Here is a 26,366-nt window from a genome sequence, read left to right as displayed (position 1 = left end):
TTTATATTACTTTATTCAAGGAGATTTTTTATGACAGTTTTTGTCGTTGACAAAAATCAATTAGATGTGCGTCGTCGTCGATTGATTTTTCGTGCATGGCATCGCGGTATTCGTGAAATGGATCTCATTTTTGGACATTATGTCGATACTCATATTACTGAAATGAATGATAAAACGCTCTCTGAACTTGAATATATTATGTCTTTTGATGATCGTGATTTACTCACATGGATTACTGGAGAAGTTTCGCCACCCTCTGAAGTTGATAGTCCACTTTTTCGTGATATTGCCAATTATCGTACTTGCTTAAGTTATTAATCCCGATGCCTATATTTAAAAAAATTGTTATTCCAAAAAATAATTCTGTTCGTATGATTTTTGATGGAGTTCCTGATGGATTTGAAGCCTTTGCGCTTGCGAAATTAAGTTCAGAAATTGCACAAGGTAAACCGCTCATCTATGTTGTCCGCGACGGAACAAAAATTGTTCATTTACAACAAGTTTTAAATTTTATTGAGCCCAATTTACCCATACTTCAATTTCCTGCATGGGATTGTTTGCCTTATGATCGTGTGTCACCAGGAATTTCTGTTATGGCACGTCGATTATCAGCATTGGCACACATAGCAAATTTACGTAAAGATCCGCATCCTGCAATTATATTAACAACAGCAAATGCGATTATGCAAAAGTTACCTCCTCGTGAAATGATAGAAGCTCAGCTTATTCACGCACGTGTTGGCCAGCGCAATAACATGGGAAATCTTATTCAGTTTTTAGAAACCAATGGTTTTGAACGCGTTACGGTTGTCCGTGATGTTGGTGAGTTTGCTGTAAGAGGAGGAATACTTGATATCTTTTCTCCCATGGATGTTGAACCTTTACGTCTTGATTTTTTTGGAGATACCCTAGAAAGTATCCGCATATTTGATCCAGAAAGTCAAAGGACAACAGGCCAAAAAACTGAACTTTTATTACAGGCAATGAGTGAGGTTGTTCTCACACCAGAACGCATAAGCCGTTTTAAGAGCAATTATACCCGTACATTTGGTTTATCACAAAAAAATAACATGCTTTATGAAGCAATTGCTCAAGGTCGGCGTTTTGCCGGTATGGAACATTGGCTTCCATTTTTTTATGAAAACCTTGATAGTTTTTTTGACCATTGTGGCAACTTACCGATAGTTTTTGAGCATCTCATAGAAGAAGCCTTCATTGAACGCTATCGTCTTATTGAGGACTATTATAACGCGCGCAAAGAGCGCGAAAATGATGAAAAAAATTCTACTTCTTATCATCCAATAGATCCTAGTCTTTTTTATTTAACGCCAGAGCGTGTTTTGGAAAGTGTGCAACAATCTTCACAGCGTATTGATTTTTCGCCTTTTAATATTCCACAAAGTTTGGAAAAAACTGTTATTCACACCAATGTTAAACAGGGATATGATTTTGTAAAAGAGCGTAATGCGCAGGAAAAAAATGTTTTTTCAAGTGTTATTGATCATATCGCATCTTTACGCACTGCTGGTAAAAAAGTGCTTTTAGCGTGTTGGAGTGAAGGATCTCTCAATCGTTTGTTACAAGTTCTCGATGAGCATGGATTGAAAAAAATAGATGTTGCAAAATCCTTGCAAACTGTCAAAGCAACACCACGAGATCGCATATTAGCAGCTGTTATCATGATAGAACATGGTTTTGAGGCTGAAGATTTGGCTGTTATAGCAGAGCAAGATATCCTTGGCGATCGTTTTATAAGATCGCCAAAGCGGCGTAAAAATAATACAAATTTTATTTCTGAAATTTCTGCTTTAAATTCTGGTGATATTATTGTGCATATCGACCACGGTATTGGCCAATTTGTTGGTCTTAAAACCATCAAAACCACTGGAATTTTACGAGATTGCCTTGAAATTAGATATGCTGGAGGTGATTTACTCTTTTTACCTGTTGAAAATATTGAGCTTCTCTCACGTTATGGCTCAGAAGGAACAGAGGTAACTTTAGATAAATTAGGGGGTGTTGCTTGGCAAGCACGTAAAGCTCGGCTTAAAAAACATTTATTGGAAATGGCAGGGCAATTAATTCGTATAGCTGCAGAACGTATAACTCGTGCTGCGCCTGCTTTACTTCCACCAGTTGGACCATTTGATGAGTTTGTTGCTTGCTTTCCCTATGAAGAAACGGAAGATCAAATGAATGCAATTGATGCTGTTTTAGACGATTTAGCCTCAGGAAAGCCTATGGATCGCTTGATATGCGGTGATGTTGGTTTTGGAAAAACCGAAGTAGCCATTCGAAGTGCTTTTGTCGCAGCATTAAATGGATATCAGGTTGCTGTTGTTGTACCGACAACTTTGCTTTCACGTCAACATTACAAGACATTTATTTCGCGGTTTCAAGGATTACCGGTTAAAATTGGACATGCTTCAAGGCTTGTAAAAGCAAAAGAACTTGCACAAGTAAAAAAAGGTGTTTCAGATGGTACAATCGATATTGTCATTGGAACCCATGCATTGTTAAGTGGTGCAGTTAATTTTTTACGATTAGGCCTTCTCATCATTGATGAGGAGCAGCATTTTGGTGTCAAACACAAAGAGCGTTTAAAAGAGCTTAAAAGTGATATTCATGTTCTCACACTTTCAGCAACTCCCATACCACGCACTTTAGGGTTAGCATTATCGGGTGTACGTGAACTTTCATTGATAACAACGCCCCCCATTGATAGAATGGCCGTTCGTACTTTTATTTCACCCTTTGATGCACTTGTTATACGAGAGACCCTGCTTCGAGAATATTATCGTGGCGGACAAAGTTTCTATATTTGTCCTCGTATTTCTGATCTGACTTTTGTAGAAGAATATCTCAAAACACATGTGCCAGAACTGAAATTCGTTGTGGCTCATGGACAAATGCCGGCTGGACAACTTGATGATATCATGAATGCATTTTATGATGGGCAATATGATGTTTTGCTATCGACAACCATTATTGAATCTGGTCTTGATATTCCAACAGCCAATACCCTAATTGTGCATCGCGCTGAGATGTTTGGTCTTTCTGCACTCTATCAGTTACGAGGGAGGGTAGGGCGCTCAAAACAACGTGCTTATGCACTCTTTACATTTCCTGCTGGTAAAGTTTTAACAGCTGCTGCTGATCGTCGTCTTAAAGTTTTACAATCTCTTGACACCTTGGGGGCTGGTTTTCAATTGGCAAGCCATGACATGGATATCCGTGGTTCAGGCAATTTTTTAGGTGAAGAGCAATCGGGGCATATTAAAGAAGTTGGATTTGAACTCTATCAAAAAATGCTTGAAGAAGCTGTTGCTGAATTAAAAGATGGAGAGCTAAATGAAGATAAGCAATGGTCTCCTCAAATTTCACTTGGTACAACAGTGATGATACCAGAAAGTTTCGTGCCTGACTTGCCATTACGTATGGGGCTTTATCGTCGTTTAACAGAACTTGATGATTTAGAACAAATTGATGAATTTGCAGCGGAGTTAATTGATCGCTTTGGTCCTTTACCGCTTGAAGTTCAACACCTTCTTAAAGTCTTTTATATCAAAACATTATGTCGAAAAGCGCATGTAGAAAAATTGGATACTGGACCAAAGGGGATTGTTATACAGTTTCGCAATAATTATTTTGCAAATAGTGTTGCTCTTGTTCAGTGGGTTGGAAAACAAGGTTCGATGGCAAAAATTCGACCAGATCAAAGTATCGCTCTTATTCGTGATTGGTCCACAGCGGATGAAAGGCTTGTTGGAGCAGCGAATATTATGACACAGCTTGTCGAAATGGCAGAACAACATTCTGGTTAAAAACTTCTTTGTTGTTTCAGAATTGTTACTCGTTTTTATAAAATTATTATATAAAAACAAATATTTATTAATTTTTTATAAGAATAAAATTTAAGTTTATAATAAAAGAACTTCTTACATATTCATTTTGCGTTCTTCATCATAAGATATATTGATATAATGAAGAAAATAGCTTAGACGGTGTAACCGCAATAAATAGAACGTGCATATAAGTATCTTCTCTAAAAAGCAAAAACTTAAGCCAAGATAACATGCTTTCTTCATTACAAAAGTTACTAACGATAGTTTTTACTCCCTGTAATATATGGCATAAAAACGCTCACGCTGATTTATCTTCTAAGGAACAATACCAACATTAAAAAACAAAAGAAAGAATACTAAAGATAGCATATAATTTATTGAAGATAAGTATTTATCATTTAGATATTTTGGGAAAAAATTTTCTAAAGCAGAATACTAGAAGCTTTTGCAGGAACGAAATAAGTTTTTAAAAGAACTGAAAAATCTGAAGAATAAATATTATAATCTTGGTTCGAAATTACAGGATCTATTTGAAAAAATAAAAATTTATCTCTAGGGTAGATATAGCGAGAGAGTACGAAGTAGGAGAATACGAAGAAAAGCTGAATTATTTAATAAATGGAAAATTATCCTCATATTTATTATTAGTTGCACAGTTTTAGTGGATATATTGCAGAGTGATATAGGTGCTATTTTACGCAAAGATTTTGATTGGAAAGATAAAGATTTTTATTGAGTAAAAGACGCAATTAATTCGATAAGCCCCAGTTTCTAGCAATATAAAAGAATTGCTAACAGAAGGCTCTTAATAGCTATGAAAAACAAACATTTGATGATGTAAAAGATAAATTATTATTATAAATTAATATGTTGTTATATTTTAAGGAAGTTTATTATAAATAAAATATTTTCAACAGTTATAAATTTTCTCTCTAAGAAAATATGTTGTTTAATTAAGAAAAAAGCACTCCTTTAGTAGCGTATTTTTAAATTAAACTTTTTGGTTAGGAGCTGTAGAATATAAAACTTTTATTACAAAAATGTATCGCCATTGTTTTGTAAACAAGGGCAGAAAATTGTCCATTAGGAAAAAGTTCTCTTACAATTATGCAGAAATTTTAGACAATCAGTGGTTTTAATTTATGAAATGTTTCAATAATACAGTAAATGATTTTATTTTTTCGTATCATACGAATCACATAAGGAAAAAAGTAAAATTTATCTGATATTTCGGAGCTTCATGCATTACAACAGCTGTTGCTAAGGCTCCACGAACTTAACATGAAGAGTAACAAATGTAAAAAGTTTAATTAGTAAGATTTTTAGAGTAGTATAGGAGTTTATTCTAATTAATATTGCAATATTGATTCGTTTGTGTAATCTTAGCTTAAATGCACAGAGGTGTTTTATGGATAGATTGCATCAAACACCAATATGATAAAGAGGGGAATTATATGGGTGTATAAAAATTAGAATAGCTCGTCGTATTTTTTCTCTAAATTTGACTTTTTTTTTTATATTGAAGTAAAAATAGTAAAATTAAGTGTTATTTCATTATAATTTAATAAATTTAAGTTGGAATTATATTTAATATTTTTTTGAAGTTACTTAAGAGCGCGTTGAAAGGATTAACTTAATCATGTCGCATAAAAATGTTTATTCTGCTGTTTCAGTATTAGTTGGAGCCGCTGCCCTTTTTCTTATAGCTGGTATTTCTGCAAATGCGCAAACTTTATCACAAGGTTGGTACAAAGTTTGCAGTAAGCAGCATGATGTTGATATTTGTAATACAATGAATACTGTATTATCGAATACGGGACAACCTTTGACGGCTTTTAATCTTGTTGAAATAAAAGGGAAGCAAAATGAAAAACGTATAGGTATTCAAGTACCTACAGGTCGTTTTTTGCCAGAAGGTGTTCACATTAAAATTGGTGACGACTTCTCTAAAAAAATTCCTTATATTATTTGTAATGGACCAAGTTGTATTGCCAATGATGTCTTAGATGATAAGCTTATAGCAGCTATGAAAAGTGGTACAAAAATGGTTGTAACCACAGTTAATTTCCGTGGTTCAGCTAATCCTATTGAATTTTCTCTTAATGGGTTTACAGCAGCCTATACCGGTCCTGGTATGGAGGAAAAAGATTTCCAACAAGAACAAATAAAGATGCAGCAAGCCATTCAATCAAAGCAAAAAGAAATTGAAGATCGTATGCGGGCTGAGCAAGAAAAAGCAAAGCAAAATTGATAAACCCACACCATAGAATTGGTTGAAACGTTTTCTATAATTGTTTATTTAAACCGCCACAGTTTTCTGTGGCGGTTTTTTTAAATCTTTAATTTTTCGAAAGAATTCTACGTTTCCACCAACCAATACGTTCAGTTTTGGAAGAATTGTTAGGCGTTGATGAAACAACAACGGGTTGATTAATTGTTTCTTCAATTTTGGAAGGAGAAGTTTGGACAACTTCCTCCATCTCGATTATAGTTTCTTTCTCTAATATTTTTTGTATTTGCGTTGTCTCTTTAGAAGATGATTTTTTACGTGTTCCACGTGTTGACTTTTTACTATTTTCAAGAGTTTTATCTTCTACTTTATGAATAGATTTGTCTGCTTTTTTTGTTTTAGCTTTACGTACTGAACTAGTTTTAGGTTTTTCTTCAAGAGATTTTTGTTCTACGACATTTTGATCATTCTCTAAAGAAAGTTGATTTTCTACTAATTTTGAAGAACGTTTTTTAGGTTTAATACTTGTATCAATTTTTTTAGATTCACCCTGTTGTTGTATATCTAGAGCTTGTGTATTATTTTTCGTTTCTTCAAGTTCAAAAGATTTAGCAGGTGAAACACGATGTTTGCGGTGTGCTGCTTTAATTTCTGCTAAAGCCTGCTTAGCAAAATCTCCCACTGGTTCTGCGTAAGGAATGCGAATCTGATGAAAATTATTATCTTGATTGCGTCGACCACCACGACGTCCTCGACGACGTCCTCGACGATAAGAATCATCACTCAAGGTATCTTCTTTTTTATGAACGTTGGAAAGAGAATGATCAGTAATTTCATCGTGACGATTTTTGCGCCGACGCTTTTGGTTTGTTTCAATGGGAGAAGGATTTTCAATAGATTCACTTTCTATGAAAACAGAATCTTCAATTTCTTGCTTATTAACATCTTCCAATGAAGATCGAGAAATTCTCTCTGCTATTGAGCCTTTAGAAATAACAAGATGTTGCGTTCCAATACTATCATCTGCTTCAATACTAATATTAAGCTTAAAGCGAGTTTCTAAATTAACAAGAATGTTGCGTTTATGATTTAATACATAAAGCGCTGTTGCTACAGGTGTGCGTACGATAATATTATATTGCGAATTATGAAGAAGATATTCTTCAATTGAGCGCATGACATGTAATGCAATTGATGATTCAGAACGTATATTTCCTGTTCCTGCGCAATGCGGGCAGGGCTGTGTTGTACTTTCTAAAACCGATATGCGAATACGTTGACGACTCATTTCTAAAAGGCCGAAGTGTGAAATATGACCTACTTGAATACGAGCACGATCATTTTTTAAACAATCTTTTAATTTTTTTTCGATCAGCTTTACATTGCGTTCTTCAAGCATATCAATAAAATCAATCACAATTAAACCAGCAAGGTCACGCAAGCGTAATTGACGCGCTACTTCTTCAGCAGCTTCAAGGTTAGTTTGTAAAGCTGTCTTTTCGACAGAGAATTCTTTCGTAGAGCGGCCAGAATTCACGTCAATAGCAACGAGTGCTTCTGTTTGATTAATAACAAGATAACCACCAGATTTTAAAGAAACCTGTGGTTGCAACATTTTATCAAGTTGAATTTCAATATTATTTCTTGCAAAAATGGGTGTAGGATCACGGTAAGGTTGCACAACTTTTGCATGACTTGGCATGAGCATACGCATAAAGTCTTTCGCTTCACGATATCCTTGCTCTCCAGAGACAAGAATTTCACTAATGTTCTTATTGTAAAGATCTCGTATAGAACGCTTGATGAGATTACTTTCTTCATGGACAAGGCATGGCGCCGTTGACTCGAGTGTCAAAGTGCGAATAGTATCCCATAACCGCATAAGATATTCATAATCACGTTTAATTTCAGCTTTTGTTCTATTGGCACCAGCTGTTCGTAAGATAACGCCCATACCTTTTGGAACGGCTAATTCTTTTACGATTTCTTTAAGACGCTTACGGTCTTGTACGTTCGTAATTTTTCGTGAAATACCACCACCACGTGCTGTGTTGGGCATTAGAACAGAATAACGACCTGCTAAAGACAGATATGTTGTAAGGGCAGCACCTTTATTACCACGCTCTTCTTTGATGACTTGTACCAACAAAATTTGACGTCGTTTAATGACTTCTTGAATTTTATACTGGCGCCCTTGTTTTCTTTGATAAATTGGGAGCTCTTCACGGATGTCCTCAGCACCAACCATTTCGATCTCATCATAAGAGATATCGGTATTTAATGCTTCTTCTGTATTATCAATTATTGTTGATTCAGATGTGATATCATTTTCAATATCGGCTGCTATGACATTGTTTTTTCCATTTTTTTTTGTTCTTCTGGAGCGTTTTTTATTTTTAGTTGCTTCTTCCGTAAAGGAATCTACAGAATTTTCTCCTACAGCTGCTTTTTCCTCTTCTTCAAGAAGAGCAAGGCGATCAGCAATAGGAATTTGATAATAATCAGGATGAATTTCAGAAAATGTTAAAAAACCATGTCGGTTTCCACCATATTCAACAAAAGCTGCTTGGAGAGACGGTTCTACACGCGTAATACGTGCGAGATAAATATTCCCCTTGAGCTGTTTTCTATGTTCTGATTCAAAATCAAGTTCTTCAATTTTGTTGCCGTGAACAACAACAACACGTGTTTCCTCCGGATGGGAGGCATCTATAAGCATTTTGTTTGACATAAGCTAATATCCTGAAGGCGACATGCACAATTTTATTCAAACGAACGCTATAACTATTCGTAAATATAAAAGGCTGTCTGCCATAAAAGGGAGATACCAGAAAAACAGGACGGAACACCACGTGCAAAGGCATGACTGCATTTACACCATTTCTCATCATTATCTCCATCTGTTTTTTATGACTCATATTTCTTAAAAGTCTCCGGTAAAATAATCTTTAAAACAGTTCGGATATCCGAACCAACGAATCTTAAGTAATGCAATCCTAATGTTATAACATAGAATTTTTTCATCCATAAACAAAGTCTCAATGCATAATAGGCAAAAAACCTCTAAAGACAACTTAATATGAGTTACAGATAATTTAGATGACTATTATCAGCTAGGAAGCATAAATATTCTTTTATGTTGATATCATGCGTTTGGCAAGTAACAATGTAAATCATGTATAATGATAATGTCTTTAATGACCTTAATTTCGTTTTTGGGTGTTTATTTAGCTTTTATTGAAAAATAGAGAATAAATTGGTGTATCGTTTTTATATAACCAAGATAAGTTATTCAAATGTAATGTAGAGTATTTTGCTTATGATAAGAGTTTTCTTTACCAAAAAGCTGAAAATAGCTTATGGGAATGTTATTGTGCTTGTCACATACTTTTTATTATTATTTTTGCTATTCCAAACCAGTGTTCAAGCCGCAGATCCTCTGAAACTTATTAATTTTCGAACCATTGGTGATAGTGTTCATACGCGTATTATTGCGGTTTTCAATTCAAAACCAAATGTTCGTTTACAGATTTTGGACAGGCCAGCACGGTTGGTGATCAATTTACCTACAATTGACTTTTCGATGCAAAATACGCCTTTAAAGAAACAGAATACATTATCCGTTATGCTTTCAGATGTGCGTTATGCTTTTTCTGACATGCAGACTTCACGCATTATTTTGACAAGTAAAACGGCCTTTGTAATTGAAAAAAGTGTCGTAAAAAAATTAAATAATGGTTTATGGCAGTTGCTGATTGATATTCGTAAAACTACACTAGAAAAATTTGATGAAATATTAAAAAAACAGCAAAAAACCAATTTTGATACAAAAACGCAGTTAATGCCAGCATATAATTTCCGTGTTGTTCTTGATCCTGGTCATGGTGGTATTGATGGCGGTGCACGGGGTGTTACTGGAATTTTAGAAAAAGATGTGACTTTAGACTTTGCGCGTGCATTGCGAGACGAATTACAAAAGGATTCTCATATTACTGTTGCTTTAACACGAGATTCCAATATTTTTTTAAGACTAAGTGAAAGAGTTAAAAAAGCGCAAGAGTTCGATGCTGATCTTTTTATATCTATTCACGCAGATACGATTGATCTACATTCTCTTCGCGGTGCCACAGTGTACACCATATCAGACAAAGCCTCTGATGCCATTGCAAAATCTTTAGCTGAAAATGAAAATAAAGTTGATTTGCTGGATGGTTTACCTGCAGATGAAACGCTTGAAGTTACAGATATATTGATGGATCTTACACGACGTGAAACACATACATTTTCGGTTAATTTTGCAAATAGTGTTATTTCAAGTTTATCAAAGAATCATATTAACTTGATTAATAATCCACATCGGTATGCTAATTTTCAAGTTTTAAGAGCTTCAGATATACCCTCCGTCTTGATAGAGATAGGTTATTTATCCAATAAAGAGGACGAAAAGTTATTAAATGATCCTCATTGGAGAAAACAAATGGCAGCCTCTATTGCTCATTCTATTCGTCAATTTGCTCATTATAGGCAGAAAATGATACAGCCTCTTTAAATTTGTGAGAAAATAGAGTATCAATATGGGGTTCTAGTATACCCTAGTATAAATAAAAGATAGAAAACAATTTCTCTTGATCTCAATCTTGTGGTGATATCCGCTTGGTGTGTTTGAGGTAACGTATTTTTTCTTTGATTAATTCTTAAGAAAGCGATAGCCGTTTTTATGATGATTTTTTTAAGATATCTTCTTCGTTTTTTTGTTGCTATTGGACTTTGTGGAGCAATAACGTGGGGTGTTGTGACCAGTGGTCAAGCAAATGCACTCCCTGATTATGAAGTTCTTTCACTTTATGAACCGCCGGTAATGACCCGCGTTCATGCTTCTGATGGCCGTCTTATGGCAGAGTTTGCAACAAAACATCGCCTCTATTTACCGATTCAATCAATACCAAAGCTTGTTATAAATGCTTTTATTTCGGCTGAAGACAAAAACTTTTATCATCATTTTGGTTTAGATCCCGAAGGACTTTCTCGAGCTTTGATCAATAATATTCGTAATATTGGTTCTGGAAGACGTCCAGAGGGTGCATCAACTATAACGCAACAAGTCGCTAAAAACTTTCTTTTAAGTTCAGAAACAACGTTAGAGCGTAAATTTAAGGAAGCTATTTTAGCAATGCGTATTGAGAAAACTTATTCAAAGGATCATATTCTCGAACTTTATCTCAATGAAATTTATCTGGGTCGTGGTACTTATGGTATAGCAGCTGCTTCTTTGACCTATTTCAATAAATCCGTCAATGATCTGACGCTAGAACAATGTGCTTATTTGGCTGCTCTTCCAAAAGGGCCAGCAAATTATGATCCATTTAAGAATACACAACGTGCTATTGATCGGCGCAATTGGGTTATAGATCGGATGATTGCAAATGGATATGTAACGCGTGAACAAGGTGAAAAAGCGAAAGCTAAACCTTTAGGAGCGACAATACGTGGGAGTGATAGCTATGTTTTTGCAGCTGATTATTTTACTGAAGAAGTGCGACGTCGTTTAATACATCGCTATGGGGCTAAGACACTTTATGAAGGTGGGCTTTCCATTCGTACAACGCTTGATCCGCATTTACAACTTATTGCGCGACGTGCTTTGCACGCTGGATTAATTAAATTTGATCATTTGCAAGGATGGCGTGGAGCTTATGCGCATATCGATGAAAAAGGTGATTGGGGGATAGAACTTGCAAATATCACGGGGCTCAGTGATGTTCCTGAATGGCGTTTAGCTGTTGTTCTTTCTACTAATCCCAATAAAGTAGAGATTGGTTTACAGCCACAGCGTGAAGCTTCGGGTATATTATCAAAAAAACGGGAAATTGCTGTTTTATCTGAATCTGATTCAAAATGGGCCCTCCATGTTGTAAAAGAAAACGGTTATCGAAAAACTGTTCAGAACTTATCTCATGTTCTGCAAGTTGGAGATGTGATTTTTGTTGAAAAACTATCCAATGCAAACAACACTTATCGTTTACAACAAATTCCAAAGGTTGAAGGTGCGATTGTTGCTATGGAACCTCATACAGGGCGCGTTCTTGCTATGGTGGGAGGATTTTCTTTTGCTGCATCTGAATTCAATCGTGCAACCCAAGCTTATCGCCAACCGGGGTCTGCTTTTAAGCCTTTTGTTTATGCAGCAGCCCTTGATAACGGGTATACACCAGCATCTGTTGTTTTAGATGGCCCCATTGAAGTTCGTCAATATAATGGTGAAGTTTGGCAACCCAAAAATTATGGTGGTACCTTTGCAGGACCTTCAACGTTGCGTTATGGTATTGAGCGTTCTCGTAATCTTATGACAATACGGCTTGCCAATGATATGGGAATGCCTCTTGTCGCTGAATATGCAGAACGCTTTGGCATAGTGGACAAATTGCAGCCTTATCTTCCCATGGCTTTAGGGGCTGGTGAAACAACAGTATTACGAATGGTTACAGCTTATTCAGTTATTGCCAATGGGGGGCGCTCTATTAAGCCTTCTCTGATAGACAGAATTCAAGATCGTTATGGAAAGACAATTTATCGTCATGATGATCGTATTTGTGAAAATTGTAATACGCCTTCATGGAATAATCAACGTGAACCCACATTGATTGATGAAAGAGATCAAGTTCTTGACCCTATGACGGCTTATCAAATTACCTCGATGATGGAAGGGGTTGTTCAGCGTGGTACTGCAGCACGTTTACGTTATCTTAATCGACATATTGCGGCTAAAACAGGAACAACCAATGACTCTAAGGATGTCTGGTTTATGGGATTTACTCCTGACATTGTCGTTGGTATTTTTGTCGGTTATGATCAACCAGCTCCGTTAGGATATAATGGAACAGGAAGTTCATTAGCTGCACCTATTTTTGGTGATTTTATGGCAGATGCTCTTAAAGGAAAGCCAGATGTTCCCTTTAAGATGCCAAAGGGCATGATTTTAATGCCAATTAATCGGAAAACAGGAATGCTTGCCGAAAGAGGAGATCAAGATGTTATTATAGAAGCATTTAAACCAGGGACTGGTCCTGCTGATATATATCAAGTTATTGGGAGTACAAATTCTTTTCAAGAAGGTGTTCCTGCAGTAACTACTTCTCCACAAGTCAATAAAGCCCTTGAAAGTGGGACAGGTGGGCTGTATTAATCAACAAAATCTCCTTTCGCCATGAGTCTATAGTTTTTATTTTTTTACAGTGTCGGTCCTGTAAATAGAATGATAAGTCCGTGCTATTTCCTCACAGCAGCTATCAGATTTGTATAAAATTCTAGAGACATAACCAGAAAGAGTGTTAAAAAATACGGTGTTAAATTATGCGAGCAGAAATAGAAACATTAGTTGATGAAATCCAGAAAGCAATTCAATTGCTAAGGGGGCATCTTTGACTGGGATCAATCACTAAAGCGTCTCGAATATCTTAATCAAAAAGCGGAAGATCCGTCATTATGGGATGATGCACAACAAGCACAGGATATGATGCGTGAGCGTCAACGTCTTGATGATTCAATCAATGGTCTTTTATCATTTACAAAAACACTTGAAGAATGCATTGAGCTTATCGCGATGGGCGAAGAAGAAAGTGATGTTGAAATTATCGCTGACGCAGAAAATTCAATACGTAATCTTAAAAATGAGATAGATAAAAGGCAAATTGATGTACTTCTTTCAGGAGAGGCGGATCCGAATGATACCTATTTAGAAGTTCATGCTGGAGCAGGGGGAACAGAAAGCCAAGATTGGGCTTCTATGCTCTTACGTATGTATATGCGCTGGGCTGAGCAGCATGACATGAAGGTTGAAATTTTAGAAATTCATGATGGAGAAGAAGCAGGAATAAAGTCAGCAACTATTCTTGTAAAAGGGCATAATGCTTATGGAATGTTAAAAACAGAATCAGGCGTTCATCGCTTGGTTCGGATTTCTCCATTTGATTCGAATGCAAAGCGCCATACCTCTTTTGCAAGTATTTGGGTTTATCCAGTTATTGATGACAATATTGAAGTTGATGTTTCAGAGGCAGATGTGCGTATTGATACATATCGTGCATCAGGAGCAGGAGGACAACATGTTAACACGACAGATTCCGCTGTTCGCATCACACATATAAAAACGGGTATTGTTGTTCAATGTCAAACAGAGCGTTCTCAACATAAAAATCGCGCTACGGCTTGGTCGATGTTGCGTGCACGGCTTTATGAAGAAGAGCTTAAAAAAAGAGAAGAAGAAACCAATGCTGCTGAATCTTCTAAAACAGAAATCGGATGGGGACATCAAATTAGATCTTATGTTCTTCAACCCTATCAGCTTGTCAAAGATTTGCGTACAGGGATTGAAAATACGGATCCACAATCCGTACTGAATGGTAATTTAGATGCATTTATAGAGGCAGCACTCGCACGGCGCATTTATGGACAAGACAAAGAAATTGAGGATATTCGTTAATTATATATCCTTCCTTCAAGCTATGTAGATTTTTTTCTTAAGTTGTTTGTTTTATTGATGTTGTGATATTACGATATTCTTGATACTTTAAAGGTTCAAAGAGGGATTTTCTTGTTCCTTTCTTCAATTTTTTCTCACACACCAATCCTGCTTATGATATTGCAAGTGATAGAAAGCTGAAATAAGAAAAATTTGCGATATTCGGAGGACTAATATAAATATAAAACAATTCATTATCCTTATAAATCAATATATTGTAAAAATTGAATCCGTTGAAAAACTAAAATCAATTCGGGGGATGACTTTTGCTTTTTAAGGTAAATCAAACACTCAATTTATAAGTTACCGTTATGATGTAAAAGTGTTGCAGTAGCTAAAACATTTTCAGCATGCCCAGATACGCTTACTTTGCGCCATTCTTCTGCTATTATTCCATTTGCATCAATTAAAAAAGTGCTCCGTTCAACGCCCATATATTTGCGTCCATACATGCTTTTCTCAACCCAAACACCATAAGCTTCGAGGGTTGTTTTTTCTTCATCAGAAACCAAGATGACATCAAGTTCATATTTTACTTTAAATTTATCATGTTTTTTTACATTATCTGGAGAGATTCCAATAACAGCAACACCGATTTCATCAAATTTCATCTTTAATTTTGTGAAATCAAGTGCTTCGTTTGTGCAACCGCTGGTGTCATCTTTTGGATAAAAATATAAAACAACAGGTTTTCCTTTAAAGTCAGAAAGACATACTGTCTCTCCTCCATCGCGAGGCAAATTAAAATCAGGAGCAAGAGCACCTTTCATTGATCTTGTCATTGTTTTCATCTTTCTTGTGTAATAAGTATAAGATATCAAAGTACACAGAAGAAAAGAACTATTCAACTCTCTAGAATATTATTATTTTGAAGAGACCTTTATTTTCTTAACAAAACTCGCTCTATCACAACGATTGGATTGAAAGAACAAGATCGGCGTGAACAACATAAACAAAACAACAAAAGATTATACTGGTTTTATCACAACATGTTTTTTCTTACCGAAAGAAAGCTTAATGATTCCTTCTGCACTGACATCCCCTTCAATAATAAGATGTGTTTCATCCTCAATAATTTGATCATTTACACGGACACCTCCACCTTGAACGTGTCGGCGTGCCTCACTATTAGATTTAGCGAGTCCTGCTTGTACTAAAAGGGTGAGCAATCCAACACCTTTTTTTAATTCTGAGGCATTAATTTCAACAGTTGGAAGATTTTCTCCCAAAGTTTTTTCTTCAAACGTTTTGCGAGCAGTTTCTGCTGCAGCATTGGCGAGAGCACGTCCATGCAACATTGCTGTAACTTCTGTTGCAAGAATTTTTTTTGCTTCGTTAATTTCTGTCCCTTGTAATACAGAAAGTTTAAGAATCTCATCCATTGGCAATGGGGTATAGAGCTTTAGAAATCGTATTACATCAGCATCTTCTGTATTGCGCCAATATTGCCAAAATTGATAAGGTGAAAGCATATCCGCATTCAGCCATACAGCTCCATTCAATGATTTACCCATTTTGGCACCGGAAGAGGTTGTCAGTAATGGTGATGTTAACGCATATAATTGTGGTGTTCCTAAACGATGCCCTAATTCGATTCCGTTAATAATGTTACCCCATTGATCAGAGCCCCCCATTTGCATACGCAACCCATAACGTTTATAAAGTTCAACAAAGTCATAAGCTTGCAGAATCATATAATTAAACTCTAAGAATGACAAAGAGTGCTCACGCTCAAGTCTCAGTCTGACAGAATCAAATGATAACATACGGTTGACAGAAAAATGTTTTCCTACATCACGCAAAAATTCTAAGTAGTTTAAATTGCATAACCATTCAGCATTATTCACAATACAAGCATCAGTTTCTCGGTCACCGAATGTCAAATAGTTAGCAAATACCTTTTTAATACCATCAATATTTGCAGCAATATCATCTTGTGTCAGAAGACGTCGCGCTTCATCTTTGAAGGAAGGATCACCGATCAATCCGGTTCCTCCGCCCATTAAAGCAATGGGGCGATGACCAGTTTTTTGTAACCAATAAAGCATCATAATCTGAAGAAGACTTCCAGCATGTAAACTCGATGCTGTTGGATCAAATCCAGTATAAGCGCTTACGGTTTCTTTTGAAAAAAGATCATCTAAGCCTTTTTCATCTGAAATTTGGTGGATAAAACCACGTTCGCTCATAATGTGTAAAAAATCAGATTTAAAGGCAAACACAGATTCAATTTCCTAATTTAAGAGTGCATTCATTTCATATAATAAGTGATTATATAACGGAGCGTTATCTATCATAACTGATGCACACATCACAAGAAAAAGAGACATATTGATAATATAAAGATAACAATACAGGTATTATTTCCTTTTTACGCTAAAAAGAGAGACCTCTCAGTGAGAGAAAAAAGGCATTTTGTTATTCTCATTTCTATCCTGAAATAAAATTTAGAAAAGTTTTAAGTACGGACTAAAAAAATTACTTTCTTATGATCGGAGACGACTTTTGCTGATTTTTATAAATCTATCGTGTTTTCCTAAGTTAGTGAAAGTATTTCAGGAGGAGGAGCGAGAAATTCATTGGTGATATGGTTATCCAAATAGTGGGCACATCGTTCAATAAGTTCTTCATGACATCCACTGAAAAAGTGATTAGCCTCTTCCAATATTTCTTGTGTGATGATGATTCCTTTTTGTGTTTTCAATTTATCGACAAGTATTTGAACATCTTTTGGGGGGGCAACTTTATCGATACCGCCATGAATGATAAGTCCAGAGGAGGGACAAGGCGCAAGAAATGAAAAGTCATAAACATTAGGCTGAGGGGCAACAGAGATAAATCCCTCAATTTCCGGTCGGCGCATTAAAAGCTGCATACCAATCCATGCTCCAAATGAATATCCTGCTACCCAACAATTTTTAGAGTCTGGATGTTGTGTTTGCACCCAATCGAGAGCAGCAGCAGCATCTGAAAGTTCTCCTATTCCATAATCAAATTCACCCTGACTACGACCAATACCACGAAAGTTAAAACGTAAAGTTGTAAAGCCACGTTGTTGGAACATATAAAAGAGGTCATAGACAATTTTATGATTCATAGTTCCACCAAATTGGGGATGAGGATGCAAAATGATCGCAATGGGTGCATTTTTTTGTTGTGAAGGTTGATAACGCCCTTCGAGCCGACCCGCGGGACCGTTAAAAATAATTTCTGGCATAAAATGCTCCTTAAATGCAATAAAAGGCTCTCATTGACCTTGGTCGACTTTTACCATAGAATCTCTTAAATAATCATTAGATATTCTTTTTTTAGTGCACTTTTCAAGAAAATTGCGCTATTTTTTTAATCAATTCATAAGATTAATGATTGCGATGTAAAATGGTTATAAAACGCCGATATTTTGATCATAACGCAACAACACCGCTCAAAAAAGTGGCACGGATGGCGTTACTGGAATCTTTAGAGATATTTGGTAATCCATCATCTGTTCATAAGGAAGGGCGTGCGGCTAAAACCTTGTTGCAAAAGGCTCGTCGGCAAATCGCTGAAAATCTTAAAACAGATCCAGATCACGTGGTATTTACCTCTGGTGCGAGTGAAGCAGCAATGACTTTGCTAACGCCCTTTTACAATATGGGGAATGCAAAAGTTCAATTTTCTCGTCTTTACCTTGGAGCAACTGAACATCCCTCTGTGGCAGAGGGAGGGCGTTTTTCTAAAGAATTGATAAGCGTCATTGCTGTTAATCAAGATGGGCTCATACAACAAGATAAATTAATAGCACTCTTAACGGTTCACGATAAAACAAAAGGTTTACCTCTTGTTGCTATTCAAGCTGCAAATAGTGAAACGGGTGTTATTCAACCGTTAACAGAAATCGCCGCTATTGTTCGGGATTTAGGAGGCACTCTTATTGTTGATTTGACACAATATGTCGATAAGAATTTCGTGGATATTAATCAGTTAGGAGGAGATTTTTTTATACTGTCTGCACATAAAATTGGCGGTCCTAAAGGAATCGGTGCTTTTGTTTCATGTGGCAATCTTCTTATGCCACACCCTCTTATTATTGGAGGAGGACAAGAAAAAGGTCTCCGTGGAGGAACAGAAGCATTGCCTCTTATTGCTGCTTTTGGGGCAGCAATGGCTGATTGTTTCACACAGGAGGAAATAAAACAGTTAATATATTTACGCAATAAATTAGAAGATGGACTACAAAAAATAAGTAAAAATGTTGAATTTTTTGGCAAAAGAGTTCAACGTTTGCCAAATACAACTTACTTTACCGTGAAAAATATAAAAGCTGAAACGATGCAAATAGCTTTTGATTTAGAAGGGTTTTCTATATCATCTGGCTCTGCTTGTTCTTCGGGAAAAGTAAAACAGAGCAAAGTGTTGGAGGCAATGGGGTATCATGTTCCAAATGGTGCCATTCGCATTTCGCTAGGGCGGGACACAACTTCTGAGGATATTGATGATTTTCTATCGTTTTTTTCTCAAATTACAAGCAAGAAAAAAGGGTAAAATTTATCATCAGAAAGTTATAAAAATTAGAATTATTTTAAAAATAAGATAAGTTTGATTGAAATTTTTGCACTTTACCTATAGCCTAGGAAATAACTTGCTTACTTTAATCTTGGAAAAAACAAGACTTTTAGTTACCGGTTTTTGACGCCAAAAAATGGAGAAAATTTATGCCGGCAGTACAAGAAACAATACGCCAAGTACGTGAAATAGATGTTGACCAATATAAATATGGTTTTGAAACCAATATTGAAACAGATAAAGCTCCAAAAGGCTTAAATGAAGATATTATCAAATTCATTTCTGCTAAAAAACATGAGCCTGAATGGATGCTAACATGGCGCTTAAAAGCTTACCGCCGTTGGCTGACAATGCAAGAGCCTCATTGGGCGCGTCTTGAATATCCTAAAATTGATTTTCAGGAGCTTTATTATTATGCTGCTCCAAAAAATCATACAGGACCAAAATCTTTGGATGAAGTGGATCCTGAGTTATTAGCAATGTACGAAAAACTTGGCATTCCCCTTAAAGAACAAGAGATTTTGGCAGGAGTAAGAAAACAGTCTGATCCCTCTACTTTTGATGACAGTATGTCTGTATCGGGGCAGGTGGCTGTTGATGCAGTCTTTGATTCTGTTTCTGTTGTAACAACATTCAAAAAAGAGCTGGCACGTGCTGGTGTGATTTTTTGTTCTATTTCAGAGGCGATTATTGAACATTCTGAGCTTATTAAGGAATATTTAGGAACAGTTGTACCTATAAGTGATAATTATTATGCAGCCTTAAATGCAGCTGTCTTTACAGATGGTTCATTTGTTTATATTCCCAAAGGGGTTCGTTGTCCTATGGAGCTTTCAACTTATTTTAGGATTAATGAACGCAACACTGGCCAATTTGAACGAACATTGATTATCGCCGCTGAAGATTCCTATGTTTCTTATCTTGAAGGATGTACAGCACCCCAACGTGATGAAAACCAACTTCATGCTGCTGTTGTTGAGCTTATTGCCCTTAAAAATGCAGAGATTAAATATTCTACAGTACAAAACTGGTATCCTGGCGATAAAGATGGAAAGGGCGGTATTTATAATTTTGTGACGAAGCGTGGAGATTGTCGAGGTGATAACTCTAAAATTTCATGGACACAAGTTGAGACTGGTTCTGCGATTACTTGGAAATATCCATCCTGCTTACTCCGTGGTGATAATGCGCGTGGAGAATTTTATTCTATTGCTGTTGCAAATGGTCATCAACAAATTGATTCCGGTACAAAAATGATTCATTTGGGAAAAAATACATCCAGTCGTATTATTTCCAAAGGCATTTCCGCAGGTTTTTCAAATAACACTTATCGAGGACAAGTTACAGCACATCGAAAAGCACAAAATGCGCGTAATTTTACGCAATGTGATAGTTTGTTAATCGGGAATGATTGTGGTGCGCATACAGTTCCTTATATTGAAGCAAAAAATGCAACAGCTCAGTTTGAACATGAAGCCACAACATCAAAAATTTCTGATGACCAACTTTTTTATGTTATGCAGAGAGGAATTCCCGAAGAAGAAGCTATCGCATTAATTGTAAATGGTTTTGTAAAAGAGGTCATTCAAAAACTTCCCATGGAATTTGCTGTCGAAGCACAAAAGCTTATTGGTATCAGCCTTGAAGGTAGTGTTGGATAATTTATTGAATTAGATAAATAGAAGACTTGATGTAAAAAGGCTGTAACAGTAGCAAATCATGCTAAAAATGACCTCTATGGTAATTACAAAAGTAGATGGATGCTAAGGCAAAATAATATGCATTGGTATCTGAAAAACAGCCAAAACAGGATTAAATTATGTTAGAGATAAAAAATTTGCACGCCCGTATTGCTGGAACCGATACAGAAGTTATTCGTGGTTTAAACTTGACAGTTCAAGATGGAGAAGTTGCCGCTATCATGGGACAAAATGGAGCCGGAAAATCAACTTTGTCTTATTTGCTTGCTGGTCGTGATGATTATGAAATAACAGAAGGAGATATTCTCTATAATGGACAATCACTTTTAGAAATGGATCCAGCAGAACGTGCTGCATATGGTGTTTTTCTTGCATTTCAATATCCAATGGAAATACCAGGGGTAGCAACGATGGAATTTTTAAAAGTTGCGATGAATTCTCAACGCAAAGCACGCGGTGACAGAGAGCTTAAAATTCCTGAATTTATAAAATGTGTTAAGGAAGTTTCAGCCAAACTTGAAATAGATATGGATATGCTAAAGCGTCCATTAAATGTGGGTTTTTCAGGTGGAGAAAAAAAACGCGCTGAAATTTTACAAATGGCACTTCTTGAACCTAAACTTTGCATTTTAGATGAAACGGATTCTGGTTTAGACATTGATGCACTAAAAATTGTTGCAGATGGTGTTAATAAACTTCGGGATTCAAAACGTTCATTTTTGGTGATTACCCATTATCAACGGCTGCTTAATTATATCATTCCTGATACTGTACATGTTCTTTATAAAGGACAAATTATCAAAAGCGGAGATAAATCCTTAGCGATTTATTTAGAGCAAAATGGGTATGCTGATCTTATCAGGGAAGCAGTTTGAGGTTATTGAATATGAATACACAGCAAAACTTGTTAGCAATTGAAGAAAATATACTCAGTAATTTCAATCAGTATGTAAACGACTTACCTGGTGATAAAGCTATACGGGAAATTCGCAAGAAAGCTATTGAGCAGTTTCAAACGACACAGCTTCCTTCCCGTAAAATCGAAAGCTGGCATTATACCAATCTGCGTACCTTACTGAAGTCTATTAGCAATTTTTCAAAAGTTCAAAACAATCAATTGATTGATGCTTTGCTTTCAGAAAGTGCTGTTTTTTCTATAAACAATGGAAAAACATCAATAGAGTCAAAGGTAGATAACATTACAGTAAAACGCCTTTCAGACGCATTAAAAGATAATTCTGTACAGGTAAATCAAAACATTTCTGATGAGGATTTTATTGGACAGTTGAATACAGCTTTTGTTACAGATGGTTGGCTTTTTCACATCCCTGAAAATACAAAGTTAAATATTCCCATTGAATTACAAAATATACAAATGGGGGGACAATCTCATATTTTTTCGGATATAAAAGTTGATAAAAATAGTCAAGTTATATTTATTGAACATCAGGTTGGTAATGATAAAGATACCTTTGTCAGTTCAATATTTTCATTAAATATTGCTGCTGATAGTGATGTTACGTGGATTCTCATTCGCAATCGTGATTTTAATTCTACACAATTTGGTCGATTTTGTGCTGTTCTTGCTCAAAGAGCGAAGTTATCACTTTATGTCATTAATATAGGGAGCCAATTAAATCGCCAAGAAATCGATATTGAATTACAGGGAGAAGAATCTAATTTTCAATTACGTGTCATAAATTTATTATCAGGACAAACACATAGTGATCTTACAATGACTGTTCGTCATGTGGAAGAAAAGTCAACGTCAACCGAAATTATACGCAATGTGGTTACAGATAAGGCTGTTGGTGTTTTCCAAGGAATAATACGTGTTTCTCAAAAAGCGCAAAAAACAGATGCACGCATGGCTTGTAATAGCCTTATTCTTTCAGATGATGCAGAATTTAATGCAAAGCCTGAACTTGAGATTTTTGCGGATGATGTTGCATGCGGTCATGGTGCAACAGTTGCTAATATTAATCATGATTATCTTTTTTATCTTATGGCGCGTGGTATCCCATTTAAAACGGCTCGTGCACTTTTGATTAAAGGATTTATCTCTGAGCTCATTGATGACATCAAGCAGGATAAGATTCAAATCGTTTTGGAGAATATCATTAGTAAATGGCTTGAAAAAAATGTTTAAGGTAGAAAAAATGGAAAATAACGTACAAACATTTACTTATAATGTCGAAGAAATTCGGCGTGATTTTCCTATTTTGCACCATCAAGTTTATGGAAAGCGATTAGCATATCTTGATAGTAGTGCTTCTGCCCAAAAACCAATGTCAGTACTCAATGCAATGAATAATTATTATCACTATAGTTATGCTAATGTGCATAGGGGAATGTATTTTTTAGCCAATATAGCAACACAATCCTATGAAAATTCTCGTGAAACCGTTCGTGTTTTTCTAAATGCTCAAAAAGCTGAAGAAATTGTTTTTACGAAAAATGCAACAGAAGCTATTAATACTGTTGCTTATGGTTGGGCGATGCCCAAACTCAAAGAAGGTGATGAGATTGTTCTAACGATCATGGAACATCATTCAAATATTATTCCTTGGCATTTTCTCCGTGAACAAAAAGGTGTTAAACTTATTTTTGTTCCTGTCGATGAAAATGGTGTTCTGCACATTGAAGATTTCCAAAAGGCTTTAAGCGAAAAAACGCGGCTTGTTGCTATAACGCATATGTCCAATATATTAGGAACTGTGCCTCCTGTTAAAGAGATTATTAAACTAGCTCATCAAGATTCTATTCCGGTTCTTGTTGATGGTTCTCAAGGAGCAGTACATTTAACCGTTGATGTGCAAGATCTCGATTGTGATTGGTATGTCTTTACAGGTCATAAGCTTTATGGTCCCACCGGTATTGGTGTTCTGTATGGTAAGAAAGATAGATTAGAAGAAATGCGTCCTTTTCAAGGGGGAGGGGAAATGATCGAGGAGGTAACAACCGATAAGGTTTTCTATAATGCTCCTCCTTACCGTTTTGAAGCAGGCACTCCTCCTATCGTTGAAGCTATTGGATTAACTGCGGCTATTGATTATATACAAGAGAAAGGTCGTAGCACGATTCATGCCCATGAGAGATCCCTTTTAGCTTATGCGCAGGAAAAACTTAAAATGGTTGAGTCATTGCGTATTTATGGTCATTCTCCCAATAAAGGAGCTATTATATCATTTACAATTGAAGGGATTCACGCCCATGATATCGCTATGTTTATTGATAGAAAAGGAGTTGCAATACGCGCGGGAACCCATTGTGCACAGCCTTTATTACAGCGCTTTGGTCTAACATCTATTTGTCGGGCATCATTAGCCATGTATAACACTCAAGAAGATGTAGATCAATTAGTAGAAGCATTGAAAGAAACAAGGACATTTTTTAATGGCTGAATCAATTGAAGAGCGTCATTCTACAGAATCTGTTGAAACTGTAAGCGAAAATAAAAAATCTTATATATCAGCAATTCCAGCAGATGAAATTGATCGTATGACGAATGATATTATTGCTGCTCTCAAAACAGTTTATGACCCAGAGATTCCTGCTGATATTTATGAGCTTGGACTGATTTATCGTATTGATATTGAAGATGATCGTTCAGTAAAAATTGAAATGACTCTTACAGCACCGGGATGCCCTGTTGCTGGTGAAATGCCGGGGTGGGTAGAAAATGCAGTCAGTGCAGTTGAAGGGGTTTCGTATGTTGAAGTCACTATGACTTTTGATCCACCATGGACACCTGATTGTATGTCAGAAGAAGCTCAAATTGCTGTCGGATGGTACTAAAAGTATTGTTAAGAGACTCTAATTTAGCCATTCATGAATAAGCTGTTTACTTTTCACAAGCATTTGAATTTAAAGACGATCGCATGAGTTATAATAAACAAAAATTAGAACTTAACTGGATTGGAAAAGAAAAACGCCCAAAACTAGAGCCTCGTATCTTATTAGAAGATCTTGAAAAATCTTATCACGCTTCGCATCAAATATCATCTCAGGACATTTTTGATAATAAACTTATTTTTGGTGACAATTTGCTCGCACTCAAAGCACTTGAACAAGAATATATGGGGAAGGTAAAATGTATCTATATCGATCCGCCTTATAATACAGGCAATGCCTTTGAACATTATGAAGATGGTTTAGAGCATTCTATATGGCTAAGCCTTATGAGAGACAGGCTAGAATTGTTACATCATTTACTGGCAGATGATGGAAGTATCTGGATATCAATTGATGATGACGAGCAAGCTTATCTTAAAGTGTTAATGGATGAAATTTTTGGTCGAAAAAATTTTATAAACAATATCATTTGGCAAAAAAAATATGCTCCACAAAATGATGCAAAGTGGCTTTCAGACAACCATGATTTTGTAATGGTTTATGCTAAAGATAAAACTGTTTGGCGCCCTCAATTGCTTCCTCGTTCAAGCGATATGGATGCGCGCTATAAAAACCCTGATAATGATCCTCGCGGTCCTTGGAAATCTGGAGATTTATCCGTAAAAAGAGTAACACCTAAGGATATTTACGAAATCATCACACCTTCTGGACGCAAGGTGATGCCTCCTAATGGTAGAAGTTGGGCTATAAATGAAAAAAAATTCTTTGAATTATTGAACGATAATCGTATTTGGTTTGGTCCAACAGGAAGCAATGTTCCTTCTTTGAAGCGTTTTTTATCAGAAGTAAAAAATGGTATGGTTTCGATGACGATTTGGCCCTACACAGAAGTGGGACACAACCAAGATGCCAAAAGAGAAGTCAAAGTTTTTAATTCTGATAGTGTCTTTACAACTCCCAAACCTGAGCGTTTAATGGAACGCATTATTCAACTTGCCACTAATCCCGGTGATCTTGTACTGGATTCTTTTGCTGGTTCTGGCACAACCGGTGCTGTTGCCCATAAAATGGGAAGAAAGTGGATTATGGTTGAGCTTGGTGAACATTGTCATACCCACATTATCCCTCGTTTAAAACAAGTCATTGATGGAACTGATCAAGGGGGAATTTCCAAAAGTGTTAATTGGCAAGGTGGCGGTGGATTTCGCTATTATCGCCTTGCACCTTCTCTGTTACAAAAAGATCCATGGGGACAATGGATTATTAGTCGCGAATATAATGCTGCGATGCTTTCAGAAGCAATGTGCAAACATATGGGATTTACCTACGCACCTGATGAAAATCATTATTGGATGCAAGGGTATTCAACCGAAACAGATTATATTTATGTCACAACAAGCGCTATGACCCATGAACAACTCCGTATAATGAGTGAAGAGGTAGGCTCTCATCGCACGTTGCTGATTTGTGGCACAGCCTTTGATACAAAATCAGCATCCTTTGAAAATCTTACACTCACTAAAATCCCCCGTGCAGTATTAGAAAAATGCGAATGGGGAAGGGACGATTACAGTTTAAATGTAGCCAATCTTGAACCAGTGATTGTGGTAAAAGAAAACAACAAAAATAAAGATATTGCGCAAGCAGAATTAGATCTATTTGAATAATATATA

17 protein-coding genes are annotated in these 26,366 nt (G+C 36.2%); 13 read left to right on the top strand and 4 right to left on the bottom strand.

Going from position 1 to position 26,366, the window contains the following annotated elements:
- The first annotated feature begins 30 nt into the window (after positions 1 to 30).
- From ACFIJK_RS06670 to ACFIJK_RS06660, 3 genes are all read left to right on the top strand, one after another.
- Complete coding sequence (locus ACFIJK_RS06670; protein ID WP_375627300.1) at positions 31 to 318, top strand: succinate dehydrogenase assembly factor 2; 288 nt, start codon at positions 31 to 33, stop codon at positions 316 to 318.
- A gap of 5 nt (positions 319 to 323) precedes the next feature.
- Positions 324 to 3,824: a transcription-repair coupling factor gene (mfd, locus tag ACFIJK_RS06665; RefSeq protein ID WP_375627299.1), complete on the top strand. Its 3,501-nt coding sequence runs from the start codon at positions 324 to 326 to the stop codon at positions 3,822 to 3,824.
- Between the two features lie 1,660 nt (positions 3,825 to 5,484).
- Entirely contained in the window at positions 5,485 to 6,096 is a 612-nt protein-coding gene (locus ACFIJK_RS06660; RefSeq protein WP_375627298.1) for an invasion associated locus B family protein, read from the top strand.
- 88 nt (positions 6,097 to 6,184) lie between these two features.
- On the opposite strand, the gene ACFIJK_RS06655 is transcribed toward ACFIJK_RS06660, so the two are convergent.
- Complete coding sequence (locus ACFIJK_RS06655) at positions 6,185 to 8,806, bottom strand: ribonuclease E/G (protein WP_375627297.1); 2,622 nt, start codon at positions 8,804 to 8,806, stop codon at positions 6,185 to 6,187.
- A gap of 588 nt (positions 8,807 to 9,394) precedes the next feature.
- Between ACFIJK_RS06655 and ACFIJK_RS06650 the strand changes: the two genes are divergently transcribed.
- The 3 genes from ACFIJK_RS06650 to prfB all read left to right on the top strand — a co-directional run bounded on the left by ACFIJK_RS06650 (position 9,395) and on the right by prfB (position 14,554).
- Entirely contained in the window at positions 9,395 to 10,624 is a 1,230-nt protein-coding gene (locus tag ACFIJK_RS06650; RefSeq protein WP_375627296.1) for an N-acetylmuramoyl-L-alanine amidase, read from the top strand.
- A gap of 168 nt (positions 10,625 to 10,792) precedes the next feature.
- Positions 10,793 to 13,258, top strand: coding sequence for a penicillin-binding protein 1A (locus ACFIJK_RS06645; RefSeq protein WP_375627295.1), 2,466 nt, complete (start codon positions 10,793 to 10,795; stop codon positions 13,256 to 13,258).
- Between the two features lie 167 nt (positions 13,259 to 13,425).
- Positions 13,426 to 14,554 (top strand): peptide chain release factor 2 gene (gene prfB / locus ACFIJK_RS06640; RefSeq protein WP_375627294.1). Its coding sequence is split into 2 segments (ribosomal slippage): positions 13,426 to 13,494 and positions 13,496 to 14,554, totalling 1,128 coding nucleotides; the frame shifts between segments, so codons are not numbered across the junction.
- Between the two features lie 335 nt (positions 14,555 to 14,889).
- On the opposite strand, the gene ACFIJK_RS06635 is transcribed toward prfB, so the two are convergent.
- The 3 genes from ACFIJK_RS06635 to ACFIJK_RS06625 all read right to left on the bottom strand — a co-directional run bounded on the left by ACFIJK_RS06635 (position 14,890) and on the right by ACFIJK_RS06625 (position 17,810).
- On the bottom strand, positions 14,890 to 15,375 hold the full coding sequence (locus ACFIJK_RS06635; RefSeq protein WP_375625879.1) for a peroxiredoxin: 486 nt from the start codon (positions 15,373 to 15,375) through the stop codon (positions 14,890 to 14,892).
- 186 nt (positions 15,376 to 15,561) lie between these two features.
- A complete protein-coding gene (gene tyrS / locus ACFIJK_RS06630; RefSeq protein WP_375627293.1) occupies positions 15,562 to 16,815 on the bottom strand; it encodes a tyrosine--tRNA ligase in 1,254 nt (417 codons plus the stop codon).
- A 314-nt stretch (positions 16,816 to 17,129) separates the two neighbouring features.
- Positions 17,130 to 17,810, bottom strand: a complete 681-nt coding sequence (locus tag ACFIJK_RS06625) for an alpha/beta hydrolase (protein WP_375625875.1) — start codon at positions 17,808 to 17,810, stop codon at positions 17,130 to 17,132.
- 161 nt (positions 17,811 to 17,971) lie between these two features.
- Here ACFIJK_RS06625 and ACFIJK_RS06620 point away from each other — a divergent pair, with 161 nt between their 5' ends.
- The 7 genes from ACFIJK_RS06620 to ACFIJK_RS06590 all read left to right on the top strand — a co-directional run bounded on the left by ACFIJK_RS06620 (position 17,972) and on the right by ACFIJK_RS06590 (position 26,360).
- On the top strand, positions 17,972 to 19,117 hold the full coding sequence (locus tag ACFIJK_RS06620) for a cysteine desulfurase family protein (RefSeq protein ID WP_375627292.1): 1,146 nt from the start codon (positions 17,972 to 17,974) through the stop codon (positions 19,115 to 19,117).
- A gap of 170 nt (positions 19,118 to 19,287) precedes the next feature.
- Entirely contained in the window at positions 19,288 to 20,799 is a 1,512-nt protein-coding gene (gene sufB, locus ACFIJK_RS06615) for a Fe-S cluster assembly protein SufB (protein WP_375625872.1), read from the top strand.
- 158 nt (positions 20,800 to 20,957) lie between these two features.
- Positions 20,958 to 21,713, top strand: coding sequence for a Fe-S cluster assembly ATPase SufC (sufC, locus tag ACFIJK_RS06610; protein WP_375627291.1), 756 nt, complete (start codon positions 20,958 to 20,960; stop codon positions 21,711 to 21,713).
- Between the two features lie 11 nt (positions 21,714 to 21,724).
- The gene (gene sufD / locus ACFIJK_RS06605) at positions 21,725 to 22,987 is read left to right on the top strand and encodes a Fe-S cluster assembly protein SufD (RefSeq protein ID WP_375625870.1); all 1,263 of its coding nucleotides are present in this window, start codon (positions 21,725 to 21,727) and stop codon (positions 22,985 to 22,987) included.
- 10 nt (positions 22,988 to 22,997) lie between these two features.
- Entirely contained in the window at positions 22,998 to 24,242 is a 1,245-nt protein-coding gene (locus ACFIJK_RS06600; RefSeq protein WP_375625868.1) for a cysteine desulfurase, read from the top strand.
- Complete coding sequence (locus tag ACFIJK_RS06595) at positions 24,235 to 24,636, top strand: SUF system Fe-S cluster assembly protein (protein ID WP_273787976.1); 402 nt, start codon at positions 24,235 to 24,237, stop codon at positions 24,634 to 24,636. Before ACFIJK_RS06600 ends, ACFIJK_RS06595 begins: the two co-directional genes overlap by 8 nt.
- A gap of 83 nt (positions 24,637 to 24,719) precedes the next feature.
- Positions 24,720 to 26,360, top strand: coding sequence for a site-specific DNA-methyltransferase (locus ACFIJK_RS06590; protein WP_375627290.1), 1,641 nt, complete (start codon positions 24,720 to 24,722; stop codon positions 26,358 to 26,360).
- Positions 26,361 to 26,366 lie beyond the last annotated feature (6 nt).

This window comes from Bartonella sp. PS17NMGDW (assembly GCF_042193555.1).
In the GTDB taxonomy this organism is placed as follows: Bacteria; Pseudomonadota; Alphaproteobacteria; order Rhizobiales; family Rhizobiaceae; genus Bartonella; species Bartonella grahamii.
Note: the sequence above shows the minus strand (reverse complement) of the source record. Positions and strands in the feature narration are given on the sequence as shown.